General features: G+C 67.4%; 23 protein-coding genes. 16 read left to right on the top strand and 7 right to left on the bottom strand.

Annotated elements, in window-relative coordinates; translation table 11 throughout:
• Positions 1-33 precede the first annotated feature (33 nt).
• Together ACRYRV_RS02720 and ACRYRV_RS02715 are read left to right on the top strand one after the other, a co-directional pair.
• Positions 34-513, top strand: a complete 480-nt coding sequence (locus tag ACRYRV_RS02720) for a YbhB/YbcL family Raf kinase inhibitor-like protein (RefSeq protein ID WP_444986111.1) — start codon at positions 34-36, stop codon at positions 511-513.
• Positions 506-892: a thiol-disulfide oxidoreductase DCC family protein gene (locus ACRYRV_RS02715; RefSeq protein ID WP_444986113.1), complete on the top strand. Its 387-nt coding sequence runs from the start codon at positions 506-508 to the stop codon at positions 890-892. The genes ACRYRV_RS02720 and ACRYRV_RS02715 overlap by 8 nt, the downstream gene beginning before the upstream one ends.
• Positions 893-905: 13 nt before the next feature.
• Here ACRYRV_RS02715 and ACRYRV_RS02710 read toward each other — a convergent pair whose 3' ends face one another.
• Positions 906-1,841 (bottom strand): 2-dehydropantoate 2-reductase, encoded by a 936-nt coding sequence (locus ACRYRV_RS02710; RefSeq protein ID WP_444986115.1) that lies wholly within the window; start codon positions 1,839-1,841, stop codon positions 906-908.
• A gap of 206 nt (positions 1,842-2,047) precedes the next feature.
• Here ACRYRV_RS02710 and ACRYRV_RS02705 point away from each other — a divergent pair, with 206 nt between their 5' ends.
• The gene (locus ACRYRV_RS02705) at positions 2,048-3,625 is read left to right on the top strand and encodes a thymidine phosphorylase family protein (RefSeq protein WP_444986117.1); all 1,578 of its coding nucleotides are present in this window, start codon (positions 2,048-2,050) and stop codon (positions 3,623-3,625) included.
• A 1-nt stretch (position 3,626) separates the two neighbouring features.
• Positions 3,627-4,526 (top strand): ribose-phosphate diphosphokinase, encoded by a 900-nt coding sequence (locus ACRYRV_RS02700; protein ID WP_444986119.1) that lies wholly within the window; start codon positions 3,627-3,629, stop codon positions 4,524-4,526.
• A gap of 110 nt (positions 4,527-4,636) precedes the next feature.
• Here ACRYRV_RS02700 and ACRYRV_RS02695 read toward each other — a convergent pair whose 3' ends face one another.
• Positions 4,637-4,885: a hypothetical protein gene (locus tag ACRYRV_RS02695; RefSeq protein ID WP_444986121.1), complete on the bottom strand. Its 249-nt coding sequence runs from the start codon at positions 4,883-4,885 to the stop codon at positions 4,637-4,639.
• A 193-nt stretch (positions 4,886-5,078) separates the two neighbouring features.
• The gene (locus ACRYRV_RS02690) at positions 5,079-6,323 is read right to left on the bottom strand and encodes a M20/M25/M40 family metallo-hydrolase (protein WP_444986123.1); all 1,245 of its coding nucleotides are present in this window, start codon (positions 6,321-6,323) and stop codon (positions 5,079-5,081) included.
• A gap of 168 nt (positions 6,324-6,491) precedes the next feature.
• Here ACRYRV_RS02690 and ACRYRV_RS02685 point away from each other — a divergent pair, with 168 nt between their 5' ends.
• Complete coding sequence (locus tag ACRYRV_RS02685) at positions 6,492-7,019, top strand: hypothetical protein (protein ID WP_444986125.1); 528 nt, start codon at positions 6,492-6,494, stop codon at positions 7,017-7,019.
• A 185-nt stretch (positions 7,020-7,204) separates the two neighbouring features.
• Positions 7,205-7,693, top strand: a complete 489-nt coding sequence (locus tag ACRYRV_RS02680) for an Hsp20/alpha crystallin family protein (RefSeq protein ID WP_444986127.1) — start codon at positions 7,205-7,207, stop codon at positions 7,691-7,693.
• Between the two features lie 16 nt (positions 7,694-7,709).
• Here the strand turns inward: ACRYRV_RS02680 and ACRYRV_RS02675 are convergent, their stop codons facing one another.
• Positions 7,710-8,852: a histone deacetylase family protein gene (locus tag ACRYRV_RS02675; RefSeq protein ID WP_444986129.1), complete on the bottom strand. Its 1,143-nt coding sequence runs from the start codon at positions 8,850-8,852 to the stop codon at positions 7,710-7,712.
• A 100-nt stretch (positions 8,853-8,952) separates the two neighbouring features.
• Positions 8,953-9,237, bottom strand: a complete 285-nt coding sequence (locus ACRYRV_RS02670; RefSeq protein ID WP_444986131.1) for a ribbon-helix-helix domain-containing protein — start codon at positions 9,235-9,237, stop codon at positions 8,953-8,955.
• A 250-nt stretch (positions 9,238-9,487) separates the two neighbouring features.
• Between ACRYRV_RS02670 and ACRYRV_RS02665 the strand changes: the two genes are divergently transcribed.
• The 3 genes from ACRYRV_RS02665 (at position 9,488) to gloA (ending at position 12,304) form a co-directional block, all read left to right on the top strand.
• Positions 9,488-10,054 carry a twin-arginine translocation signal domain-containing protein gene (locus ACRYRV_RS02665; RefSeq protein ID WP_444986133.1) on the top strand — a complete coding sequence of 189 codons (567 nt, stop codon included), beginning with the start codon at positions 9,488-9,490 and terminating at the stop codon, positions 10,052-10,054.
• A gap of 57 nt (positions 10,055-10,111) precedes the next feature.
• A complete protein-coding gene (locus ACRYRV_RS02660) occupies positions 10,112-11,695 on the top strand; it encodes a GMC family oxidoreductase (RefSeq protein ID WP_444986135.1) in 1,584 nt (527 codons plus the stop codon).
• Between the two features lie 75 nt (positions 11,696-11,770).
• The gene (gene gloA, locus ACRYRV_RS02655; protein ID WP_444986137.1) at positions 11,771-12,304 is read left to right on the top strand and encodes a lactoylglutathione lyase; all 534 of its coding nucleotides are present in this window, start codon (positions 11,771-11,773) and stop codon (positions 12,302-12,304) included.
• A 134-nt stretch (positions 12,305-12,438) separates the two neighbouring features.
• Here gloA and ACRYRV_RS02650 read toward each other — a convergent pair whose 3' ends face one another.
• A complete protein-coding gene (locus ACRYRV_RS02650) occupies positions 12,439-13,482 on the bottom strand; it encodes an SO_0444 family Cu/Zn efflux transporter (protein WP_444986139.1) in 1,044 nt (347 codons plus the stop codon).
• A gap of 85 nt (positions 13,483-13,567) precedes the next feature.
• Entirely contained in the window at positions 13,568-14,485 is a 918-nt protein-coding gene (locus tag ACRYRV_RS02645; protein WP_444986141.1) for a complex I NDUFA9 subunit family protein, read from the bottom strand.
• Between the two features lie 131 nt (positions 14,486-14,616).
• Here ACRYRV_RS02645 and ACRYRV_RS02640 point away from each other — a divergent pair, with 131 nt between their 5' ends.
• The 7 genes from ACRYRV_RS02640 (at position 14,617) to sufT (ending at position 21,188) form a co-directional block, all read left to right on the top strand.
• Positions 14,617-14,958: a zinc ribbon domain-containing protein YjdM gene (locus ACRYRV_RS02640; protein WP_444986143.1), complete on the top strand. Its 342-nt coding sequence runs from the start codon at positions 14,617-14,619 to the stop codon at positions 14,956-14,958.
• Positions 14,959-15,160: 202 nt separating this feature from the next.
• Entirely contained in the window at positions 15,161-15,625 is a 465-nt protein-coding gene (locus ACRYRV_RS02635; RefSeq protein WP_309637450.1) for an SUF system Fe-S cluster assembly regulator, read from the top strand.
• 66 nt (positions 15,626-15,691) lie between these two features.
• Complete coding sequence (gene sufB / locus ACRYRV_RS02630) at positions 15,692-17,134, top strand: Fe-S cluster assembly protein SufB (RefSeq protein WP_444986145.1); 1,443 nt, start codon at positions 15,692-15,694, stop codon at positions 17,132-17,134.
• 49 nt (positions 17,135-17,183) lie between these two features.
• Positions 17,184-17,936: a Fe-S cluster assembly ATPase SufC gene (sufC, locus tag ACRYRV_RS02625; protein ID WP_444986147.1), complete on the top strand. Its 753-nt coding sequence runs from the start codon at positions 17,184-17,186 to the stop codon at positions 17,934-17,936.
• Positions 17,933-19,303, top strand: a complete 1,371-nt coding sequence (gene sufD / locus ACRYRV_RS02620; protein WP_444986149.1) for a Fe-S cluster assembly protein SufD — start codon at positions 17,933-17,935, stop codon at positions 19,301-19,303. Before sufC ends, sufD begins: the two co-directional genes overlap by 4 nt.
• Positions 19,304-19,336: 33 nt before the next feature.
• On the top strand, positions 19,337-20,593 hold the full coding sequence (locus tag ACRYRV_RS02615; protein ID WP_444986151.1) for a SufS family cysteine desulfurase: 1,257 nt from the start codon (positions 19,337-19,339) through the stop codon (positions 20,591-20,593).
• A gap of 22 nt (positions 20,594-20,615) precedes the next feature.
• Positions 20,616-21,188, top strand: a complete 573-nt coding sequence (sufT, locus tag ACRYRV_RS02610; protein WP_444986153.1) for a putative Fe-S cluster assembly protein SufT — start codon at positions 20,616-20,618, stop codon at positions 21,186-21,188.
• Positions 21,189-21,225: the final 37 nt, after the last annotated feature.

The following is a 21,225-nucleotide window of genomic DNA, read 5'->3' as shown; positions in this document are numbered from 1 at the left end:
GGCATTTTCTTGCATTAATCAGGAGGATCAACGATGGCATTCGCCCTGTCGAGCATGCGTGTGACCAGCCCTGCCTTCGATGACGGCAGCGGTATCCCCACCCGTCATACCGGTGAAGGCGAGGATATCTCGCCGGCGCTGGTGTGGCAGGAGGCCCCGGAGGGCACCAAGGGGTTTGCCCTGATCTGCCACGACCCGGACGCCCCTCTGGTACAGAACGGCACCTATGGCTTCGTGCACTGGGTGCTCTACAACATCCCGGCCTCCGTCTCTAGCCTCGAGGAGGCGACCCGGGTCGGTACTCGAGGCAAGAACGACTTCGGCAAGCTGGGCTATGGCGGCCCCATGCCGCCGGAGGGACACGGCGTGCATCGCTACTATTTCTGGATACTGGCCCTGGACAAGCCCACCGACGACCTGCCCGAGGGGCTCAAGATCCACGATCTGCTGGTGAAGGTCGAACCTCATCTGCTCGGCATGAACCGCCTGGTGGGTACCTATCAGCGTGGGTGACGCCGGCGTGCCCCGGTCGCCGCTTCTCAGGGTCTACTACGACGCTGTCTGCCCCGGCTGTCGGCGGGATCGTGCCCGCTACGAGCGCTGGGCCGGCGAGCTGGGGGAGGGGGTGCAATGGTGCGACGTGACCGCACATCAGGAGATGTTGCGTGAGAAGGGCGTCGACCCCAGGGCGGCGCTGCTCTCGCTGCATGTGGAGGAGGAGGGCGGGCGCATCAGGGAGGGCATCGATGCCTATATCCTCCTGATGCGCCGCGTTCCCCGCCTGAGGCCCCTGGCCTGGCTGATCGGCCTCCCGGGACTCAAGCCGGCCCTTCGCAGGCTCTACGATGGCTGGGTCAGGCGCCGCCTGGCCCGGGAGGGACGGCTGCCCTGAGGCCAGCTCCCGGCTATGAGCCGGGTTGGCGCGCTGCCTGCTCCTGGGGCAGCAGGGTGGCGTGGATCATGGCGTTGACCGGCGTGGCCACGGCGGCCTCGCGGCCCAGTCGCACCACGGCGCCGTTCTGGGACTCCAGCTCCGAGGGCAGGCCGGCCATGATGTCGCGCTGCATGGAAGCGGTGCTCGCCTCGGGCAGGGCATCGATGAAGCGCATGGCGCGCTCCACGGCGTCCGCCGGCAGCGCCACGCTACGGGCCCGGGCCACCGCCTCGATCTCGGCCAGGATCTGCTCGATCATGGCCCGGGTCTCGGGGAGGGAGCGGGTCACGCCGATGGGGGCGCGGGTCACGCTGCCGATGCCGCTCATGGCGCAGATGAACAGGAACTTGCTCCACACCGCCACCTGGATATCGTCGGGAATCTCTGCCGTGACGCCCCTGGCCTGGTCGAAGGCCGCTTTGAGGCGCTCCGCCCGCTTGCTGCGGCGATTGTCGCGCTCGCCGAAGCGCACGAAGGGCGACACGCCGGCGTGGCGGATATGGCCGGGCGCCTGCCGCCAGGCGAGGATGCCGCAGAGACCATCCAGCACGTGGGCCTGGCCCAGCCGGTCGGCCAGGGTATCGGCGGCCTCCACGCCGTTCTCCAGGGGCACCACGAAGGTATCCGGGCCGATCATCGGACGGATGGCCCGCGCCGCCTCGGCCACCTGCCAGGACTTGACCGCCACCAGCACGGCATCCACCGCGCCCACCTCCGCGGGCTCATCGGTGGCCTTGACCTCGGGCAGGTGGAGGTCGCCCTCGATGCTCGAGACCTTGAGGCCATGGCGGCGCATCTGTGCCAGGTGCTCGCCGCGGGCGATAAAGGTCACATCCTGTCCGGCCTCGGCCAGGCGGGCGCCAAAGTAGCCGCCAACGCCGCCGCTGCCCATGATTGCCAATCGCATTGTCACTCCCTCGTTTTCGGCTTGAGCCTGACCCAGCCTACACCGGAACGGCTCGGTCTGGCATCGCCACTTGGTCGGCAGGCAGGGGCCCTGGGTCGGCAGGGGACGTCATGACGCCTGTGTGACCGGCTGATACCATGGGCGCTATCCCTCTTGTGCGCGGCTCCGGGCACTCCCGCCGCCGCCTCGCTTCACGGAAGAGCCCCATGACTCGATCCCGCCCCCAGGCCACCATGGACGACGCCCTCTCGCCGCTCTCGCTCAAGCGCGTGGGCATCGATACCTACCGCGAGAACGTGGCCTACCTGCATCGCGACTGCGACCTCTATCGCGCCGAGGGCTTTCAGGCCCTCTCCAAGGTGGAGGTGCGCGCCAACGGTCAGCGCATTTTGGCCAGTCTCAACGTGGTGGATGACCCCGCCATCGTCGACTGCCAGCAGCTTGGCCTCTCCGAGGACGCCTTCGAGTCCCTGGGCGTCGAGGAGGGGCAGCCGGTCAGCGTCTTCCAGGCCGAGCCGCCGGCCTCGATTCCGGCGCTGCACCGCAAGATCAACGGCGAGCGGCTGACTCGGGATGATTTCCGGGCGATCGTTCAGGACATCGCCGAGCTGCGCTACTCCAAGATCGAACTGACCGCCTTCGTGGTGGCCTGCGACCTGGGCGAGATGGACCGCGAGGAGATCTATTACCTCAGCGATGCCATGTGCCGCGTCGGGCGCCGCCTCGATTGGCACGAGCATCCGGTAGTGGACAAGCACTGCATCGGCGGCATCCCCGGAAACCGCACCTCCATGCTGGTGGTACCCATCGTGGCCGCCCACGGCCTGCTCTGTCCCAAGACCTCTTCCCGGGCGATCACTTCGCCGGCGGGTACCTCCGACACCATGGAGATGCTGGCCAATGTCGACCTGCCCTTCGATGAGCTCGAGAAGATCGTGCGGACCCATCGCGGCTGCCTGGCCTGGGGCGGTACCAGCCAGCTCTCCCCGGCCGACGACGTGCTGATTTCGGTGGAGCGGCCGCTCTCCATCGACTCCCCGGGCCAGATGGTGGCCTCGATCCTCTCCAAGAAGGTGGCCGCCGGCTCGACCCACCTGCTGCTGGATATCCCGGTGGGGCCCCATGCCAAGGTGCGCTCCATGCCCGAGGCGCGCCGCCTGCGCAAGCTGTTCGAGTTCGTCGCCGCGCGCATGGGATTGACCCTGGACGTGGTGATCACCGACGGTAGCCAGCCCATCGGTCGCGGCATCGGCCCGGTACTGGAGGCCCGGGATGTGATGCGGGTGCTCACCAACCACCCGGACGCCCCCATGGACCTGCGTCAGAAGTCCCTGCGCCTGGCCGGGCGTATGCTGGAGTTCGACCCGGACGTGCGCGGCGGCGACGGCTTCGGCATCGCTCGAGACATCCTCGACTCCGGGCGCGCCCTGGAGCGCATGCAGGCGATCATCGAGGCCCAGGGGGCCAGGCCCTTCGACCCGGACAAACCGCCCCTGGCGCCTCACGCCTTCGAGGTGGTGGCGCCGGAAGATGGCGTGGTGATCGGTATCGACAACCTCAAGCTGGCGCGGATCGCCAGGCTGGCCGGTGCGCCCAAGGCCGCCGGTGCGGGTGTCGACCTGGCTGCCCGCATCGGGGACGAGGTGAAGGCCGGGCAGCCGCTCTATACGGTCTATGCTGCCTTCCGCAACGAGCTGGCGCTGGCCCACCAGTCCAGCGAGCGCGACAGCGGCTTTACCCTGGGTCATCGCGACGAGCTGACCCGACTCAACGTGGAGATGTGACATGGATGCCGCCCTGCTCCATTTTTCCGACGAGGCCGGGCCGGCGCGGCGCCTGGCCGACGCCTGCCGGCTGCCGGCCCTGGCGGTGGAACGCCACCGCTTCCCCGACGCCGAGCTCAAGCTGACCCTGCCACTTGGCGACGAGCGGCAGGTGCCCGCCACCCTGGTGCTCTACCGCAGCCTGGACCGCCCCAACGACAAGCTGGTCGAGCTGCTGCTGCTGGCGCGGCACGCCCGTCGCCTGGGCGTGGCGCGCCTGGTGCTGGTGGCGCCCTACCTGGCCTATATGCGCCAGGATATCGCCTTCCATCCCGGCGAGATCGTCAGCCAGACCATCATCGGCGGCTTCCTGGCCGAGCTCTTCGATGCGGTGATCACCGTGGACCCCCACCTGCACCGCATCGAACGCCTGGAGCAGGCGATTCCCCTCGATCACGCCATCGCCCTCTCCGGTGCGCCGCGGCTGGCCGAGCTGATCGCCGGAAAGCGCCCCGAGGCGCTGCTGCTGGGCCCCGACGAGGAGGCGCTGCAGTGGGTCGCCCAGGCCGCCGAGCTGACCGGGCTCGACCATGCGACCTGTCGCAAGGTGCGCCATGGCGATCGCGACGTGGAGATAGCGCTGCCCGATGTCGAGGTGGCTGGACGGCGAGTGGTCCTGATGGATGACGTGGCGAGCTCCGGCCATACCGTGGCCCGTGCCGCCGAGGCCCTGCTGGCTGCGGGGGCGCTTTCGGTGGACCTGGCGCTGACCCACGCCCTCTTTGCCGGAGATGCCCTGGCGGTGATTCATGCTGCCGGGGTGGGGGAGGTGTGGAGCACCGACTGCATCGCCCACGACAGCAACGCCATCGCCATGGCGCCGGTGTTGGCCCAAGCGCTTGATGAGGTGCTGGCCGGCTGAGTCGCCCCGGCGTCCTGTCGATCCTGAAACGCCAGCGGGGCACGAGAGCGTCTCTCGTGCCCCGCTGGCGTTGTCGTTGGCCACCCGCCCGGCGAGTGGCGCTGCCGCCGTCAGGCGTAGAGGGCGGTCCCGCTGGCGGCCCGCAGGCGCTCCAGGGACATCACCTGTTGGCCTCGCTCCGGGGTATCGGTGCGAAAGCCGATCTCGAAGCCGCGGTCGGTCAGCTCTTCGATCCAGAACTCTTCACTGGCCATGCCCTCGGCTTCACTGGCGCTGGAAGCATGGAAGAGGCCGCCGCCGAGGTGCATCTCCTGACCGCGGGAGTGGAGGGCGAAGACGTCGACGAGGAAGGATTTCATGGCGCTCACATTGGCTTGGTGTGTGTGGCGCCCATCATAGCCAGGCAGTCGGCGAAGCGAGAGCAGATTCGGATTCTGTTGTAGCAAGTCCCATGCGTCGGCGACATCATTCCGCGACGGCATGAGTGATGCCCGAAACGAGGGGCCCCGTAGACGCAGCACGTCGCACCCGCGGGGCCCCGTGGCGCGGCGCTTAGTCGACGTCGGTGTCCGGCTTGTCACCGCCCCGGTGGGCAAGGGGGGCGGCCTCGTCCAGGCGGGGGTGGTGGTCCAGGAACTCCCGGTGGGGGTCGGGCAGGGTGTCCAGAGCCTGGAGGCTGCGGGTGATGGCGTGGATCGCCGCCGTCACGTCCCGGGTGTTGCCCGTTTCCGAGATGGTGTGCATGTTGCGGATCGGGAAGCCGATGGAGGTGGCCACGCAGTCCACGGCGGCCAGCACGCCGGCCATGCCGTCGGTGCCGGTATCGGCGCCGACGATATCCCGCTGCATGGGAATGCTGTGCTCCCGGGCGGTGGTCTCGATGATCCGGTTGAGCTGCTCGCTGGCGATGGCGCCCACCGAGAGGGTGAAGCCCTTGCCCATCTCCAGCGGCTGCATGCGACGGTCGCCGATGCCCGGGGCCGCCACATAGTCATGGTTCACGTCCACGGCGATGATGGCGTCGGGCCGGAGCTCGCCGGCCAGCACCCGGCTGCCGAAGCGGCCGATCTCCTCGTAGCTGGCGATGGCGAACATCACCCTGACCTGCTCGGTGCCGCCCGCCTCGGCGATCAGCCGCGCCACCTCGGCGGTAACGAAGCAGCCCAGGCCGTTGTCCAGGTAGGCGCCATAGAAGGTGTCCGGGCTGAAGCCGTGGCGAATGGGACGGTTGAAGAGGATGGAATCGCCCGGACGCACGCCCAGGTTCTCCACCTGCTGCTTCTTGTTCTCGCCGTGGATCTGCAGGTCCAGGTAGATCTGCTCCTTCTTGATGCCCTTGCTGCCGTCGCGCTGGGCCGGGTCGGAGAAGTGGATGGCGCCCAGGGCCTCCACGGTGCCGCCCTCGATGCGCCGGTAGCTGCCGGGCGCCTCGGGGTCCTCGCTGAACAGCGTGACCTCATGGCCGATCAGCACGTTGGGCAGGAAAGCGTCGGTGTTGATCCAGACCTTGCCGTCCTCGCCGATGGAGCGCACCTGCATGCGGATCTTGTCGGCGTGGCCGATCACCATCACCTTGAAGAGGTCGTCGCGGCCCGGGTGGGTATCCAGCACCACGCCCGCATGGCCCTTGAACTGGTGCAGCTGCCAGTCCGCGGGGGCGAAGCTCTCGAAGTGGGGTTTGAGCACGCCATAGGTCATGGCCGCCTCCAGGCCCACGGGGCTCGGAGCGGCGAGGATGCGCCGCATCAGCGCGAACTGCGGCTCGGGCATGGGCTCGGTCCAGGGGGTATCGCTCATCGCGTTCTCTCTCGTTTCAGGGTGAGATCATCGTTCCGGAGCTTACCATTCCGGGCGGCTGCGGTCTGTCCGAGGCGTCCTCGATTGCCACTCCCGCGACCGGCCAGGCCAGGCTATGCTGAGCCTCCTGGCCCATCGGTGGGCCTCGAGCGAGAAGGAGAGTCAGGCATGTGGTCAAGGGTGTCGGTGATATTGCCCCTCGGGCTGAGTGTGCTGTTGCTGGGAGGCTGTGCCGGCTCCCCGCCGGCGCCACCCGCCCCGAAACCTGAGGTCACGCCGCCCCCGGAGGTGGTGGTGCCCGGGGTCGGAAGGGAGGAGCAGTACTGGCTGCCGCCGCTGTTTCATGGCGTGGAGGACGAGGTCCACTACTACATCAGCCGCCTGCCGGACCGCCGCTTCGTTACCCGCTATGGCGGGCAGGAGCACCCGCGCCCCTGGTATATCGCCGCGGAGCGGCTCGGGCAGATCGGCGAGCCCGCCATCCCTGCCCTGGCCTCGCGGCTCGACACCCCGGACGAGTATGAGCTGATGCTGGTGCTCTATGCCATGATGCTTGCCTCCCAGGACCCGGCGCTGATGACCGCCACCGGCGGCGATACCCTTGAGCTTGGCAGCGTGCTGGACCCGCGCTACAACGCCGAGAACCTCGCCCTGGCCCGAGCCTGGTGGCAACGACAGGGCTGGCGCTGGGAGTAGCGGGGGAGGGCCCTGGCCCGTCCTCGACAGTGGCTTGAAGCCTGCGGGTGAGCCCCATTGGCGGTTGACATCTATCAAGGCAAAGGAGTCGACCTGGACTAGTCTACCTGTTGCGGCTAGGTGCCTGCGTTCGCAGTGACTGCCGTTCGTCAGAGGTTGTCGTTCCGCTACAGGAGAGTGCCACCATGGCCAAGAAGTCCAAGGATACTTCCCCCTCCACCCAGTCCGAGTCCCGGGAGGTGAGTCCCTTCCAGGAGTTCGAGCGTTTCTTCGACAGCTTCCTCGGGCGGGGCGGCATGCCGTCGCTGCGCTGGGACCACCCGCTGTGGGAGCGCTTCGCCGCCTTCGAGAAGGGGGTGCCTAAGGTCGATGTCATCGAGCGCGACGCCGAGGTGGTGGTGCGCGCGGAGGTCCCCGGCTTCGAGCGCGAGGATCTCGAGGTCTCGGTCACCGACCGCAGCGTCACCGTCAAGGGCGAGCATCGTCAGGAGAAGAAGGAGGAGCAGGGCGAGTTCTTCCGCTCGGAGATCTCCAGCGGCTCCTTCAGCCGCACCGTAGCGCTGCCCAGCGACATCGACGCCGACAGGGCAGAGGCAAGCTTCAAGAACGGCATCCTCGAGCTGACCCTGCCCAAGCTGAAGCAGGCCAGCCGGCGCAAGGTCGAGGTGAAGTGACGGCCTGGCGGGTCGGTTACCGCTTCTCCCGACCCGTCTGCGCGGCGGCCTCGACCGGCGCCGGCTGACTGACGAAGGCGTCGCGATGAAAGGCCGCAGCGGCCTCCACCTCCGCCAGGCCGCGCTGGCCGGGTTCCGGTGGTGCCTCGCCGGCCAGCACGCGCAGCACCGTCCTCACGCCCCGTGACAGGGAGATGAGGTTGTAGCCGCCCTCCAGTACGAACACCAGCCGGCCGCTGCAGTGCCGCCGGGCCAGCGCCTGGAGGATGCCCGTCATGGCGGCAAAGCCGTCATAGGAGACGTTTAGCGCCAGATCATGGCTGTGGGGGTCGAATCCTGCCGAGACCAGGATCAGGTCGGGCTGGAACCACTCCGCCGCCGGCACCAGGATCTCGCGGAACGCCTTGAGGTAGGCGGCGTCACCGGCGTCGGCCGGCAGCGGGACATTGACGTTGGTGCCGTCTCCCAGTCCTGCGCCGACCTCCTCGAGGCTGCCCGTCCCCGGGTAGAAGGGCGAGGCGCGATGGATGTCGAAGAAGAGCACATCCGGGTCCGCCCAGAAGATGTCCTGGGTGCCGTTGCCATGGTGGGCATCCCAGTCCACGATCATCACCCGCTCGCAGCCCAGCGCCAGGCGCGCATGGGCGGCGGCCACCGCTACGTTGTTGAACAGGCAGAAACCTCGGGCGCGCACCGGCTCGGCGTGGTGGCCCGGCGGCCTCACCAGCGCAAAGCCGCTCTCCGTGCGCCCCTGGAGTACCGCCTCCACCGCGGCGATCGCCGTGCCGGCGGCCACCTCGGCCGCCTCGACGCTGCCGGGAGACACCGCCGTGGTATCCACGTCCAGCCAGGCGCTCTTGCCCCGCAGCCGAGACAGGGAGTCCACGTAGGAGAGGGTGTGGACCCGCGCCAGCTGTTCCCGCGTCGCGGCCATGCCGGTCTGGAAGGTGACCCCGGGTACCGGTTCGAGCTCGAGGAGGTGGCGGATGGCGGTCAGTCTGGCGGGGTGTTCCGGGTACTTCCAGGGTACGCCCAGCCCCGACAGCAGCGAGCGGATGCGGGTGTCCATGCGGCCCGGCAGGAACGGCGCCTCGATGTCCGGTTCATGGGCCAGCATGCGTTCGTCGTAGAAGGTGATGACCCGACTCTGGTGGCTCAAGACTCAGGCTCCCTGGTGGGTGGAACCCCTCGCGGGGCCGCTACCACAGCATAGCCATGAAGCACGCCCGGCGTGCCTTTACGTCGTCGACAGTTGGATGTCAGGCTCTGCGTACGGCTGGCTCGGCCCGGATATGCAGGTGCACGGCGCAGGCAACGCGCAGCATCGAGGCCAGGTTGGGTACGGTGCCTTTGGTGGCCATCACTTCGCCATACAGTTCGCTGATGAACTGACCGGTAGAAAGCTGCTGGTCACGGGCTAGCAGGTCGAGGATCTCCCAGAACTCGTTCTCAAGCCGAACGCTGGTGACGCTACCCTGCAGGCGCACCGAGCGGGTGGTGCACTCGTAGCGTTCGGGGGCGGTGGATGCATAGACGTGACACATGGCTTCTCTACTCCGCTGGCGAAAGCATATTTTCGGCGACATGCCGGTTTCGCCATGCCTCGACATTGCCCCCTGTGGCTGCCCTTGAGCATTAGACCATCGTCGATGTAGTACTCCACTGTTACCCCAACTGCGCATCGCAGGCTTACTCTCAGCTGAGGTGTCTGATGTCTTCGGCACCCCGACAACAACAAGAGACCAGGCGCAGGCGCTCACTGGCGACTGGGCCTTCACTCTGGAGAATCCAGCGATGAATTCCCCCAACCTCTCCCGCCGCGTCTTCCTCAAGGCCAGCGGCGGTGTCCTGGCCGGTACCCTGGCCTTTGCCAGTGGTCCGATTGCACTGCTCGCACCGTCCCGCAGCTGGGCGCTCTCCCTGGATACGCTCAGCTCGCGTCAGGGCGAGATGCTCCTCGCCATCACCCGGCAGATGTTCCCGCATCCGGGCCTGGAGGACGCCGCCTACGCCATGGTCGTTAAGAGCCTGGATCGCAAGGCGGCCGATGCTTCGATGCATGCCCTGTTGAAGGAGGGTATCGATGCACTCGACGCGTCCGCCGCCGGCGACTGGTTAGCACTTGACGATGCTGGACGTCTCCAGCACCTGGCCCCCATGGCCGGCCAGCCCTTCTTCGAGACCGTTCGCGGTGATGCGGTGGTTTCGCTCTATGACAATTCCCTGGCCTTCGCCCACTTTGGATACGAGGGCGCCCAGGGCGACGGTGGTTACCTGACCAAGGGCTTCAATGACCTTGACTGGCTGCCCGAGCCGCCCAAGCCCCAGGCCGGGTACCTGCCCTTCGAGAGCGTGGGCTGACGCTGCCAGATCGCTTGCCACGATAACGACAACAACGACGTATCCGGAGACGCCAAGATGGCAATGACCGACAATCAGCAGACCTTTTCCCACGACGATGACAGTGTCGTTGTGGTGATCGGGTCCGGCGCGGGGGGCGGCACCCTGGCCAACGAACTTGCCCAGCAGGGCATCGATGTAGTGGTTCTGGAGGCCGGAGCTCTGCACACTACTGCGGACTTCCTGGCAGACGAGTGGGCTTCCTTCGCCCAGCTTGCCTGGCTGGATACGCGCACCACTTCAGGAAGTTGGCGGCTTGCCAGAGATTTCCCCAACCTGCCCGCCTGGATCGTCAAGGCAGTGGGCGGCACCACCGTCCACTGGGCCGGAGCCAGCCTGCGTTTCCAGCCCCACGAGTTCGCGGCGCTCACCACCTACGGTGAGGTCGAGGGGGCCAACCTGCTCGACTGGCCACTCAGCTATGATGACCTCGCCCCCTACTACGACCGCGCCGAGAAGCGAATGGGCGTAACCCGTACCAATGGCAACAAGGGGTTACCCGGTAACAACAACTTCAAGGTGATGCATGCTGGTGCCGAGAAGATGGGATACTCCTGCGATACCGGTCATATGGCCATCAACAGCGAGCCGCGCGACGGGCGTGCAGCCTGTCAGCAACGTGGCTTCTGCTTCCAGGGCTGCAAGACCGGTGCCAAGTGGTCGACGCTCTATACCGAACTTCCCGAGGGTATCGCCACGGGCCACCTGGAGCTGCGCCCGGAATCCCACGTGGCACGCATCGAGCATAACGACAGCGGCAGGGTCACGGCCGTGGTCTACTTTGATGCCGAGGGCAACGAGAAACGCCAGAAGGCTCGCCTGGTTGCAGTGGCCGGCAACTCCATTGAGACGCCGAGGCTGTTGCTCAATTCCGCCAGCAGCCTGTTCCCGGCGGGGTTGGCCAATGGCTCGGGGCAGGTAGGTCGTAATTACATGCGGCACATGACTGGCTCGGTCTATGCCACCTTCGACGAGCCTGTGCGCATGTATCGCGGTACTACTATGGCCGGCATCATCTCGGACGAGTCCCACCATGACGCCGAGAGAGGCTTCGTAGGCGGCTACGAGATGGAGACCTTGGCGCTGGGCCTGCCGTTCATGGCGGCCTTCTTCGATCCCGGTGCCTGGGGGCCGCGTTTTACCGGGGCGCTCGATCAGTATGAGAACATGGCCGGCATGTGGTTGGTGGGTGAGGATCTCCCCCAGGAGGGCAACCGGATCACCCTGAACCCCGAGGTCACCGATCGGTTCGGCCTGCCGGTGGCCAATGTTCACTACGACGATCACCCCAACGACGTCGCCATGCGCGAGCACGGCTACCGGCAGGGTGCCGAGCTCTACCGCTCGGTGGGGGCGAAGGATGTCTACGAAGTGCCGCCCTATCCCTCAACCCACAATCTTGGGACCTGCCGCATGAGCGAACGCCCTGAGGATGGCGTCTGTAATGCCTATGGCCGCACCCACGAGGTCCCCAACCTGTTCATCTCGGATGGCAGCCAGTTCACCACCTCGGCGGCAGAGAATCCTACCCTGACTATCGTCTCGCTGGCGATCCGCCAGGCCGAACATATTGGCCAGCTTATGCAGCGCGGCGAAGTCTAATTCCTCCAGCCCCCGGCGGTCGCCGGGGGCTGGCCATCCTGGATGGCCCCAGCTTCAGCAATGCAAGGAGACCTCATGAGTTTCAATGGCGAGAAACACCCCGGCGTGCAGACCCCCACCGCCGATTCCGACGGCTTCCGTCTCAACCACACCATGCTGCGTGTGAAAAATCCCGAGAAGGCACTTGCCTTTTATTCTCACGTGTTCGGCATGTGTGTCCTGCGCCGGCTGGACTTTGAGGAGATGCAGTTCTCGCTCTATTTTCTGGCGAAGCTGGAGGCGGACGAAACGGTACCTGAGAACGTGGGCGACCGCACGGTCTGGACCTTCAGCCAGCGCGGCCTGCTTGAGCTGACCCATAACTGGGGAACCGAGACACAGGATGACTTCGCCTACCATGACGGCAACGCCCAGCCGCAGGGCTTCGGCCATATCTGTTTCTCGGTGCCGGACCTCAAGGCCGCCGAAGCCTGGTTCGGCAGCAACGGCGTCGAGTTCATCAAGCGCAGCGACCAGGGCAAGATGAAGGATGTGGTCTTCGTGAAGGACGTCGACGGCTACTGGATCGAGGTGGTTCAGGCCGACCGGCTCGCCGCTCTGGGCGACTGACCCTCAAGCGGGGTGGAAAGGGCCTGTCATCTCAGGGCGCCGCCGGCCCCGGTTGGTGGGCCGCCTGGGCCTCGGCCCAGGCGGCGGCCTCGTGGGCCAGCCGTGACCGCGGCTGGATCATCGAAGCTCCCCGTTCAGGTTGGCAGGACAAGGCCGGCGGCCAGCCGACGACGCAGTGGCCTGATGGCGAGCGCCACCAGCACGATCAGGGCAGCGGCCTCGAGCCACTCCGGCAGCAGCTCCTGCACCCGGTCGACCTGATGCAGCACATCCAGCTGCCATCCGCCCAGCAGTGCATCCACCCCCATCCCCAGGAGCAGGGCGCTGATCACGATCCCTGAGAGATAGGCGGCCAGCGCACGGCTGCCCAGCTCGCGGCGGAACACCCCCAGGGTCGCCAGGCTGGTGACGGGGGCGGCGATCAGGAAGACCAGCACCGTGCCCGGAGAGACGCCGGCCAGCAGCAGACCGGCGGCGATCGGAGTGGCGGCGGTGGCGCAGAGGTACATGGGAATGCCGATCAGCGCCATCAGCAGCATGGCTAGCGGGCCGCTGCCCAGGGCGGACAGGGTGGCGGGAGGCACCAGGGCGATCAGGGCGCCGGCCACCAGCAGCCCGATCAGCAGCCAGCGGCTGATGTCATCGAGAATGTCGCTGAAGGCGTAGCGCAGGCCTGCGGCGAGGCGCCGGGGCAGCGCGGCGGGTGCTGCCCTGGCCTCCCCGCTACAGCCACTGCTGCATCCGCAGCTCGAAGCCGCCGGAGCGGGAGGTGCCGTGGTGTACCGGGTGCGCTCCACCAGCAGTCCGGTGGCGATGGCCGTGAGCACCGCACCCAGGCCGCGGGCCAGGGCCATGAAGGGGCCGAGCAGGGCATAGGTGATCGCCATGGAGTCGATGCCGATGCCCGGCGTGCCGATCAGAAAGGCGGTGGTCGGGCCCCGCGAGGCGCCGGCGCGGTGCAGGGCCAGGGCGGTGGGAATGGCGCCACAGGAGCAGAGCGGCAGCGGGGCGCCGATGACGGCGGCCCGGGCCACGCTGCCGAGGCCGCGACCGCCGACCCAGCGCGTCAGCCGGGCCTCGTCGAGCAGCGCCTTGATCAGCCCGGCAATGGTCAGGCCCAGCAGCAGCCAGGGGGCGGCCGAGAGGGCCACGGAGAGGGTGGCAGCGACAAGTGTCATGCGGGACATCTCCGGCAATGGCGTTGCCCCATTCTGTCACGGGAGAGGGGCAGCGGCGTATTCGGCGTCCGGGCCAGTCGCTGCGTCAGCGGTGTGCCACGCTGCCGAGGCAGGCCGGCAGGCTGTCATGGAGGGTGCGCGGCACGATACCGAGCTCCGCGAAGGTGCCGACGTCCTCGCCGACCAGGGTGTCCTGCTGCATCAGGATCACCTGGTCCCGGGTCAGCGGCGGCGAGGGGAGGGGGCTGAGCAGCAGGGCCGCCAGGCGCCACAGGAAGAAGGGGACCGGCAGAAGGGTGCGCCGGCACTCCAGGTGGGCCAGCACCTGCTCGAGGATCCGGCGGTAGCTCAGCCGTTCCGGACCGCCGAGCTCGAACAGCCGGCGCTCCAGGGGGCGTGACCCGCTCAGGCGTACCGCGGCTCTTGCCACGTCATCCACGTGGACCGGCTGGAGGCGCGTCTCGCCGCGACCGAACAGCGGCACCGCGGGCAGGCGGGCCAGGCGTACCAGGGCGGAGAGGAAGGCATCGTCGGGCCCGAACAGCACGCTCGGGCGCAGCAGGATCGCCTTGGGCAAGGCATCCACCACGCCGTGCTCGCCGGCCCCCCGGGCCCGCACATAGGCCGAGGGCGAGGCGGTGCTGGCGCCGATGCCGGAGACGTGAACGAAGCGCGCCACGCCGGCTTCCCGGGCGAGTCGCGCCAGGCGGGTGGCCCCCTCCACGTGGATCGCCTGGAAGGTCAGGCCCGCCCGGGGCCGCTCCACATAGAGGCTGACCGCATTGATGGCGGCGCTGCTGCCCGCCAGGGCGGCGGCCACCTGGTGCTCGTCGCGCAGATCGCAGGCCAGGGCCTCGACGCTGTCGCCTGGCTCCAGCCAGTCGGGCAGCAGCGGGCGGCGGGCGGCGATGCGCACCGGCCGGCCGGCCTCCACCAGCTCGCGCACGATGGCGCTGCCCAGAAAGCCGGTGCCGCCGAATACCGTGGTGAGGCCCTCGCCCATGACGCTTTCCTGTCGTGTCGGAATCCGTCTCTATCCTGCCAGCCTCGGCCTCGGGCGTCATGCCCTCGGCTGGAGGCCCGGGGCGCGGCGGTGTAGGCTTGGCGGCTTTCGTTGACCTGCCGGAGCCTGACGTGAGCGATCTTCCCCACTGTCCCGCCTGTGACTCTTCCTTTACCTACGACGACGGCCTGCAGTACGTCTGCCCCGAGTGCGGCCACGAGTGGTCCCGGGAGGCGAACGAGGCGGCCGTCGACGACACGCCCCAGGTGCGCGACGCCAACGGCAACCCCCTGGCCGACGGCGACACCGTCACCGTGATCAAGGACCTCAAGGTCAAGGGCTCCTCCCTGGTGGTCAAGGTGGGCACCAAGGTCAAGAATATCCGCCTGGTCGAGGGCGACCACGATATCGACTGCAAGGTCGATGGCATCGGCCCCATGAAGCTGAAGTCCGCTTTTGTCAAGAAGGCGTGAGCGTCAAGAAGGCGTGAGCGATAGCTCTCTTCAATGAGAACGATTGTTGTTATTGATGAGATCGGCGGCGAACGTGCCGCCATCCTGCTCGCCTGACGCCGGAAATTGCCCGCTGGGCTTCACATCGAATCCATACAGGACTAAAATGGTCCGCAATCGAGGCGCGGACATCCTGCGTCCGGGTACTACCGAGGAGGGCAGCATGCTCAAGCTTTCGCGGCTGACTGACTATGCCGCCGTGGTGATGGCGCAGATCGCCCGTCACCCGGAGCAGCCCCACGCGGCCGCCGAGCTGGCCGAATCGGTACAGCTGCCTCACCCCACGGTCGCCAAGACCCTGAAGATGCTGGTCAAGGCGGGGCTCCTGGAGTCGCGCCGCGGCGCCCAGGGCGGCTACTCCCTGGCGCGACCGGCGTCGAAGATCACCGCCATCGACATCATCACCGCCATCGAGGGTCCGGTGGCCATGACCGAGTGCAGTCACGCCGAGGGCGACTGCGACCTCGCCGCGACCTGCGGGGTGGCCGACAACTGGCAGCGCGTGTCCCTGGCCGTGCGCGCCCTGCTCGATAGCGTGACCCTGGCCCACCTGGCCGATACCGCGCCGATCAAGCTGCCCGTGCAGCTGCCCATCCAGAGTGTGACCCTGGCCGCCGATCCGGTCTGAGTCGCCTGAAGAATCATCACTGGCGAGCCCGGCTCGCCGGCCCAACCGCCCGGGAGGGGAGACATCATGGCAAGTCAGGAAATGGAACAGCTTGTCCGTCGCGAGTACAAGGAAGGCTTCGTGACCGACATCGAGAGCGATACGCTGCCGCCCGGCCTCGACGAGGGGACCATCGCCTTCATCTCGAAGAAGAAGGGCGAGCCCGAGTGGATGCTGGAGTGGCGCCTGGAGGCCTATCGCAAGTGGCTGAAGATGACGCCCCCCTCCTGGGCCCATCTCGACTATCCGCCCATCGACTACCAGGCGATCTCCTACTTCAGCGCGCCCAAGCGTGACGAGGACAAGCCCCAGAGCCTCGATGAGGTCGACCCCAAGCTGCTCGAGACCTACGAGAAGCTGGGCATTCCCCTTCACGAGCGGGCGGCGCTCGCCGGCGTGGCGGTGGACGCGGTGTTCGACTCCGTCTCCGTGACCACCACCTTCAAGGAGAAGCTCTACGAGGCCGGGGTGATCTTCTGCTCCATCTCCGAGGCGGTGAAGGACTATCCCGAGCTGGTCAGGCAGTACCTGGGCAGCGTGGTGCCGGTGACCGACAACTACTTCGCCGCGCTCAACTCCGCGGTCTTCACCGACGGCTCCTTCGTCTTCGTGCCCAAGGGCGTCACCTGCCCCATGGAGCTCTCCACCTACTTCCGCATCAACGCCGCCAACACCGGCCAGTTCGAGCGCACCCTGATCATCTGCGAGGAGGGGGCCCAGGTCTCCTACCTGGAGGGCTGCACCGCGCCGATGCGCGACGAGAACCAGCTGCACGCGGCGGTGGTGGAGCTGGTCGCCCTGGACGACGCCTACATCAAGTACTCCACGGTGCAGAACTGGTACCCGGGGGATGAGGACGGCAAGGGCGGCATCTACAACTTCGTCACCAAGCGCGGCGACTGCCGCGGCGACCGCTCGCGGATCAGCTGGACCCAGGTCGAGACCGGCTCCGCCATCACCTGGAAGTACCCCTCCTGCGTGCTGCGCGGCAAGGAGAGCATCGGCGAGTTCTACTCCGTGGCGGTGACCAACGGCCGCCAGCAGGCCGATACCGGCACCAAGATGATCCATATCGGCGAGGGCACCCGCTCCAGCATCATCTCCAAGGGGATCTCCGCCGGCCGCAGCAACCAGTCCTACCGGGGCCTGGTGAAGATCGGCCCGCGGGCCAAGGGGGCGCGCAACTTCACCCAGTGTGACTCCCTGCTGATCGGCGACCAGTGCGGCGCCCACACCTTCCCCTATCAGGAGATCGGCAACAGCACCGCCACCGTGGAACACGAGGCGACCACCTCCAAGATCGGTGAGGACCAGCTCTTCTACTGCCAGAGCCGCGGGATCTCCGAGGAGGACGCGGTGAGCATGATCGTCAACGGCTTCTGCAAGGACGTCTTCCAGGAGCTGCCGATGGAGTTCGCGGTGGAGGCCGAGGCGCTGCTCAGCGTGACCCTCGAAGGCTCGGTCGGCTAACCCCGTCTATTTCCGAGTTCACATTTTTCAGAATTCAAAGGTATTGAAGATGCTCGAAGTCAAGGATCTGCACGTTACGGTCGAGGGCAAGGAAATCCTCAAGGGCCTCACCCTGACCATCAATGCCGGGGAAGTGCATGCCATCATGGGCCCCAACGGCGCCGGCAAGTCCACCCTCTCGGCGGTGATCGCCGGCAAGGAGGGCTACGAGGTCACCTCTGGTTCCATTACCTTCGAAGGCAAGGACGTGCTGGAGATGGAGGTCGAGGAGCGGGCACTTGCCGGCCTGCTGCTGGGCTTCCAGTACCCGGTGGAGATCCCCGGGGTGAAGAACATCTACCTGCTCAAGGCGGCACTCAACGCCAAGCGTGCCGCCGACGGCCAGCCGGAGATCCCGGCCCCCGAGTTCCTCAAGCTGGTCAAGGAGAAGACCGCCGAGATGAAGATGGACGCCAGCTTCCTGCAGCGCTCCGTCAACGAGGGCTTCTCCGGCGGCGAGAAGAAGCGCAACGAGATCCTGCAGATGCTGGTGCTGCAGCCCAAGCTGGCCATGCTCGACGAGATCGACTCGGGCCTCGACATCGACGCCATGAAGATCGTGGCCGATGGCGTCAACAGCCTGCGGGCCGCGGATCGCGGCATCCTGCTGGTGACCCACTACCAGCGCCTGCTCGACTACATCGTGCCGGACCATGTGCACGTGCTGGTCGACGGCCGCATCGCCAAGAGCGGCGGCGCCGAGCTGGCGCTGGAGCTCGAGTCCCGTGGCTATGACTGGGTGCTGGAGGAGTCCGCCGCATGAGTGATGTGACAAGTGAAGTACAGACCTTCCTCGACCGGCTGGCCGAGCGCACCGCCCGGCGCCGCGAGGCCCAGGGGCAGGAGCCGACCTGGATCGCCGCTCGGCGCCAGGCCGGCGCGGCCCGCTTCGAGGCCCTGGGCTTCCCGACCCGTCGCGACGAGGCGTGGAAGTACACCGACGTGCGCGCCATCGCCCGGGGCGATTTTGCCCTGGCCGAGGACGCCGAGTTTTCCCCGGCCTCCGCCGCGGCCCTGACGCTGCCCCTCGACGCCTACCGGCTGACCTTCGTCGACGGCCTCTTCTCGGCGGCGCTCTCCCAGCTCGACGGCCTGCCGGACGGCGTGACGGTGACGCCGCTCTCCCGGGCCCTGGAGGAGAACCACGAGGCGGTGGGTGGCCCCCTGGGCCGGCTGACCGGCGTGGAGTTCTCGCCCTTCTCGGCGCTCAACACCGCCTTCGTCGAAGAGGGGGCCGTGGTGCGCCTGGCGCCGGGCACCGTGGTGGAGAAGCCGATCATCCTGCAGTTCCTCTCCCGGGCCGGCGAGCGGCCGGTGATGAGCCATCCGCGCATCCTGGTGGAGGCCGGCGGGCGCAGCCAGGCGACTCTGGTCGAGCACCACGTGGGGGAAGAGGCCGCGGCCAACTTCACCAACCTGGTGGCGGAGGTCATCGTCGACCGCGGGGCGCATCTGACCCACTACAAGCTCCAGGAGGCACCGCTTTCCGACCTGCACGTGGCCAGCATCCATGTGGAGCAGGGGCGCGACAGCACCTACACCTCGTTCAACCTGAACCTGGGGGGAGGCCTGGTGCGCACCGATCTGATCAGCGACCTCAACGGCCAGAATGCCACCTCCAACTTCTATGGCCTCTTCTACGGCCAGGGTCGCCAGCACGTGGACAGCCACACCGTGGCCAACCACAACGCGCCCCACACCTTCTCCAACGAGAACTACAAGGGCATTCTCGATGACCGCGCCCATGGCGTGTTCAACGGCAGGGTGGTGGTGAAGCGCGACAGCCAGAAGATCGAGGGTTTCCAGAGCAACGCCAACCTGCTGCTCTCCGACCGCGCCGAGATCGACGCCAAGCCGGAGCTCGAGATCTACGCCGACGACGTCAAGTGCTCCCACGGCACCACCACCGGTCAGCTCGACCCCGAGGCCATCTACGCCCTGCGCGCCCGCGGCATCGACGAGCAGACGGCTCGCGGCCTGCTCACCCTGGCCTTCGCCGGCGAGGTGCTCGAGGCGGTTGGCCTGGACGCCATTGCCGAGCGCGTGGAACTCGCCGTGGCCGGCAAGCTGCCCGAGCGTTTCAACCTGGCCGGGCTGGTGGAAGCCGCCGTCGCCCTGGGCGATGAGTGAACCCGACCCCGTTATCCTGAGGAGGAGCCTGCCATGACCGATCTGGCTGCCCGAGTCCCCGAGTCTCCCGTCCTCGACGTGGCGGCGATTCGCGCGGACTTCCCGATCCTGTCCCGCCAGGTGCATGGCAGGCCGCTGGTCTATCTGGACAACGCCGCCACCAGCCAGACCCCGCGGCAGGTGATCGAGGCCTTCGACGCCTACTACAGTGGCTACAACGCCAATATCCACCGCGGTCTGCACACCCTGGCCGACGAGGCCACGGCCGCCTTCGAGGGCACCCGGGAGACGGTGCGCGGCTTCCTGAACGCCGCCGAGCACCGCGAGATCATCTTCACCCGCGGCACCACCGAGGCGATCAACCTGGTGGTCAACAGCTGGGGGCGCGCCAACCTGGGGCCCGGCGACGAGGTGCTGATCTCGCGTCTGGAGCACCACTCCAATATCGTGCCCTGGCAGCTCCTGGCCGCCGAGCTGGGCTTCACCATCAAGGTGATCCCGGTGGATGAGCGCGGCGTGCTGGACCTCGACGCCTATCGGGCGCTGCTCGGCGAGCGCACCCGGCTGGTGGCGGTCAACCACGTCTCCAACGCCTTCGGCACCGTCAACCCGGTCAAGGAGATGGCGGCCCTGGCCCACGCCCACGGAGCGCTGATCCTGGTGGACGGCGCCCAGGCCACGCCCCACCAGGAAGTGGATGTGCGCGACATCGACGCCGACTTCTACGCCTTCTCCGGCCACAAGGTCTATGGCCCCACCGGGGTGGGCGTGCTCTACGGCAAGGCGGCGCTGCTCGAGGCGATGCCCCCCTGGCAGGGCGGCGGTGAAATGATCAGGACGGTCTCTTTCGAGGCCGGCACCACCTTCGCCGAGATTCCCCACAAGTTCGAGGCCGGCACCCCGGCCATCGCCGAGGTGATCGCCCTGGGCGAGGCGCTGCGCTGGGTCGCCGGCGTCGGCCTCTCGGCTATCGGCGCCTGGGAGGAGCGCCTGCTTCAGCGCGCCACCGCCGCGGTGTCGCGTATCGACGGCCTGCGCATCCTGGGCACGGCACCGGGCAAGGCGGGGGTGCTCTCCTTCGTGGTCGACGGGGCTCACTCCCAGGATATCGGCCTGCTGATCGATCAGCTGGGGGTGGCGATTCGTACCGGCCACCACTGCGCCCAGCCGCTGCTGGCCCAGTTCGGCGTGGATGCCACCTGTCGGGCCTCCTTTGCCGCCTACAACACCCTGGAAGAGATCGATACCTTCGCCGAGGCGCTTACGCGCGTCATCGGCATGGTGAGATAGGGCCACGGATACAGAGAGAGCCATGAGCGATATCGAGCAGATAGCCAGCCTCGAGAAGGGACAGACCCTGCCCCTGCAGCGCGACGTCGAGGCGATCTCCATCCCCTTCGGCAAGACGGTGACCCTGGCCGAGGACAGCATCGTCAGCGTGATGCAGGCCAAGGGGAGCACGGTGAGCGTCGGCTTCGAGGGACGCCTCTACCTGATCGAGGGCGCCAACCTAGACGCCCTGGGGCTCGAGGCGCTGCCGCGGCCGACCCTTTCCGAGGACGCCTCCGAGGAGCAGATCGAGCAGTTCGTCTGGGACCAGCTGCGCACCTGCTTCGACCCGGAGATTCCGGTCAATATCGTCGATCTGGGCCTGGTCTACGGCTGCCGCATCGAGCGCCTGATCACCGGTGAGCGCATCGTTACCATTCGCATGACGCTGACCGCCCCCGGCTGCGGCATGGGCGACGTCATCGCCGCCGACGCCCGCAACAAGATCCTCGGCGCTCCCCAGATCAGCAAGGTACATACCGAGATCGTCTTCGACCCGCCCTGGAGTCGTGAGATGATGAGCGAAGAGGCCAGGCTGGAACTGGGCATGTTCTGACGCCCAGAGCTCGTCAGCCTGGAGACCATGAAGCCAT

It is taken from the genome of Halomonas mongoliensis, assembly GCF_052496345.1.
The sequence above is the reverse complement of the archived record's forward strand: the minus strand, read 5'-3'. Positions and strand labels throughout refer to the sequence as shown.

Coding starts and splice junctions, on each gene's coding strand:
- ACRYRV_RS02720 (WP_444986111.1), top strand. CDS start 34: ATGGCATTCGCCCTGTCGAGCATGCGTGTGACCAGCCCTGCCTTCGAT.
- ACRYRV_RS02710 (WP_444986115.1), bottom strand. CDS start 1,841: ATGCGATTGGCAATCATGGGCAGCGGCGGCGTTGGCGGCTACTTTGGC.
- ACRYRV_RS02705 (WP_444986117.1), top strand. CDS start 2,048: ATGACTCGATCCCGCCCCCAGGCCACCATGGACGACGCCCTCTCGCCG.
- ACRYRV_RS02700 (WP_444986119.1), top strand. CDS start 3,627: ATGGATGCCGCCCTGCTCCATTTTTCCGACGAGGCCGGGCCGGCGCGG.
- ACRYRV_RS02695 (WP_444986121.1), bottom strand. CDS start 4,885: ATGAAATCCTTCCTCGTCGACGTCTTCGCCCTCCACTCCCGCGGTCAG.
- ACRYRV_RS02690 (WP_444986123.1), bottom strand. CDS start 6,323: ATGAGCGATACCCCCTGGACCGAGCCCATGCCCGAGCCGCAGTTCGCG.
- ACRYRV_RS02685 (WP_444986125.1), top strand. CDS start 6,492: ATGTGGTCAAGGGTGTCGGTGATATTGCCCCTCGGGCTGAGTGTGCTG.
- ACRYRV_RS02680 (WP_444986127.1), top strand. CDS start 7,205: ATGGCCAAGAAGTCCAAGGATACTTCCCCCTCCACCCAGTCCGAGTCC.
- ACRYRV_RS02670 (WP_444986131.1), bottom strand. CDS start 9,237: ATGTGTCACGTCTATGCATCCACCGCCCCCGAACGCTACGAGTGCACC.
- ACRYRV_RS02665 (WP_444986133.1), top strand. CDS start 9,488: ATGAATTCCCCCAACCTCTCCCGCCGCGTCTTCCTCAAGGCCAGCGGC.
- ACRYRV_RS02660 (WP_444986135.1), top strand. CDS start 10,112: ATGGCAATGACCGACAATCAGCAGACCTTTTCCCACGACGATGACAGT.
- gloA (WP_444986137.1), top strand. CDS start 11,771: ATGAGTTTCAATGGCGAGAAACACCCCGGCGTGCAGACCCCCACCGCC.
- ACRYRV_RS02650 (WP_444986139.1), bottom strand. CDS start 13,482: ATGACACTTGTCGCTGCCACCCTCTCCGTGGCCCTCTCGGCCGCCCCC.
- ACRYRV_RS02645 (WP_444986141.1), bottom strand. CDS start 14,485: ATGGGCGAGGGCCTCACCACGGTATTCGGCGGCACCGGCTTTCTGGGC.
- ACRYRV_RS02635 (WP_309637450.1), top strand. CDS start 15,161: ATGCTCAAGCTTTCGCGGCTGACTGACTATGCCGCCGTGGTGATGGCG.
- sufB (WP_444986145.1), top strand. CDS start 15,692: ATGGCAAGTCAGGAAATGGAACAGCTTGTCCGTCGCGAGTACAAGGAA.
- sufC (WP_444986147.1), top strand. CDS start 17,184: ATGCTCGAAGTCAAGGATCTGCACGTTACGGTCGAGGGCAAGGAAATC.
- sufD (WP_444986149.1), top strand. CDS start 17,933: ATGAGTGATGTGACAAGTGAAGTACAGACCTTCCTCGACCGGCTGGCC.
- ACRYRV_RS02615 (WP_444986151.1), top strand. CDS start 19,337: ATGACCGATCTGGCTGCCCGAGTCCCCGAGTCTCCCGTCCTCGACGTG.
- sufT (WP_444986153.1), top strand. CDS start 20,616: ATGAGCGATATCGAGCAGATAGCCAGCCTCGAGAAGGGACAGACCCTG.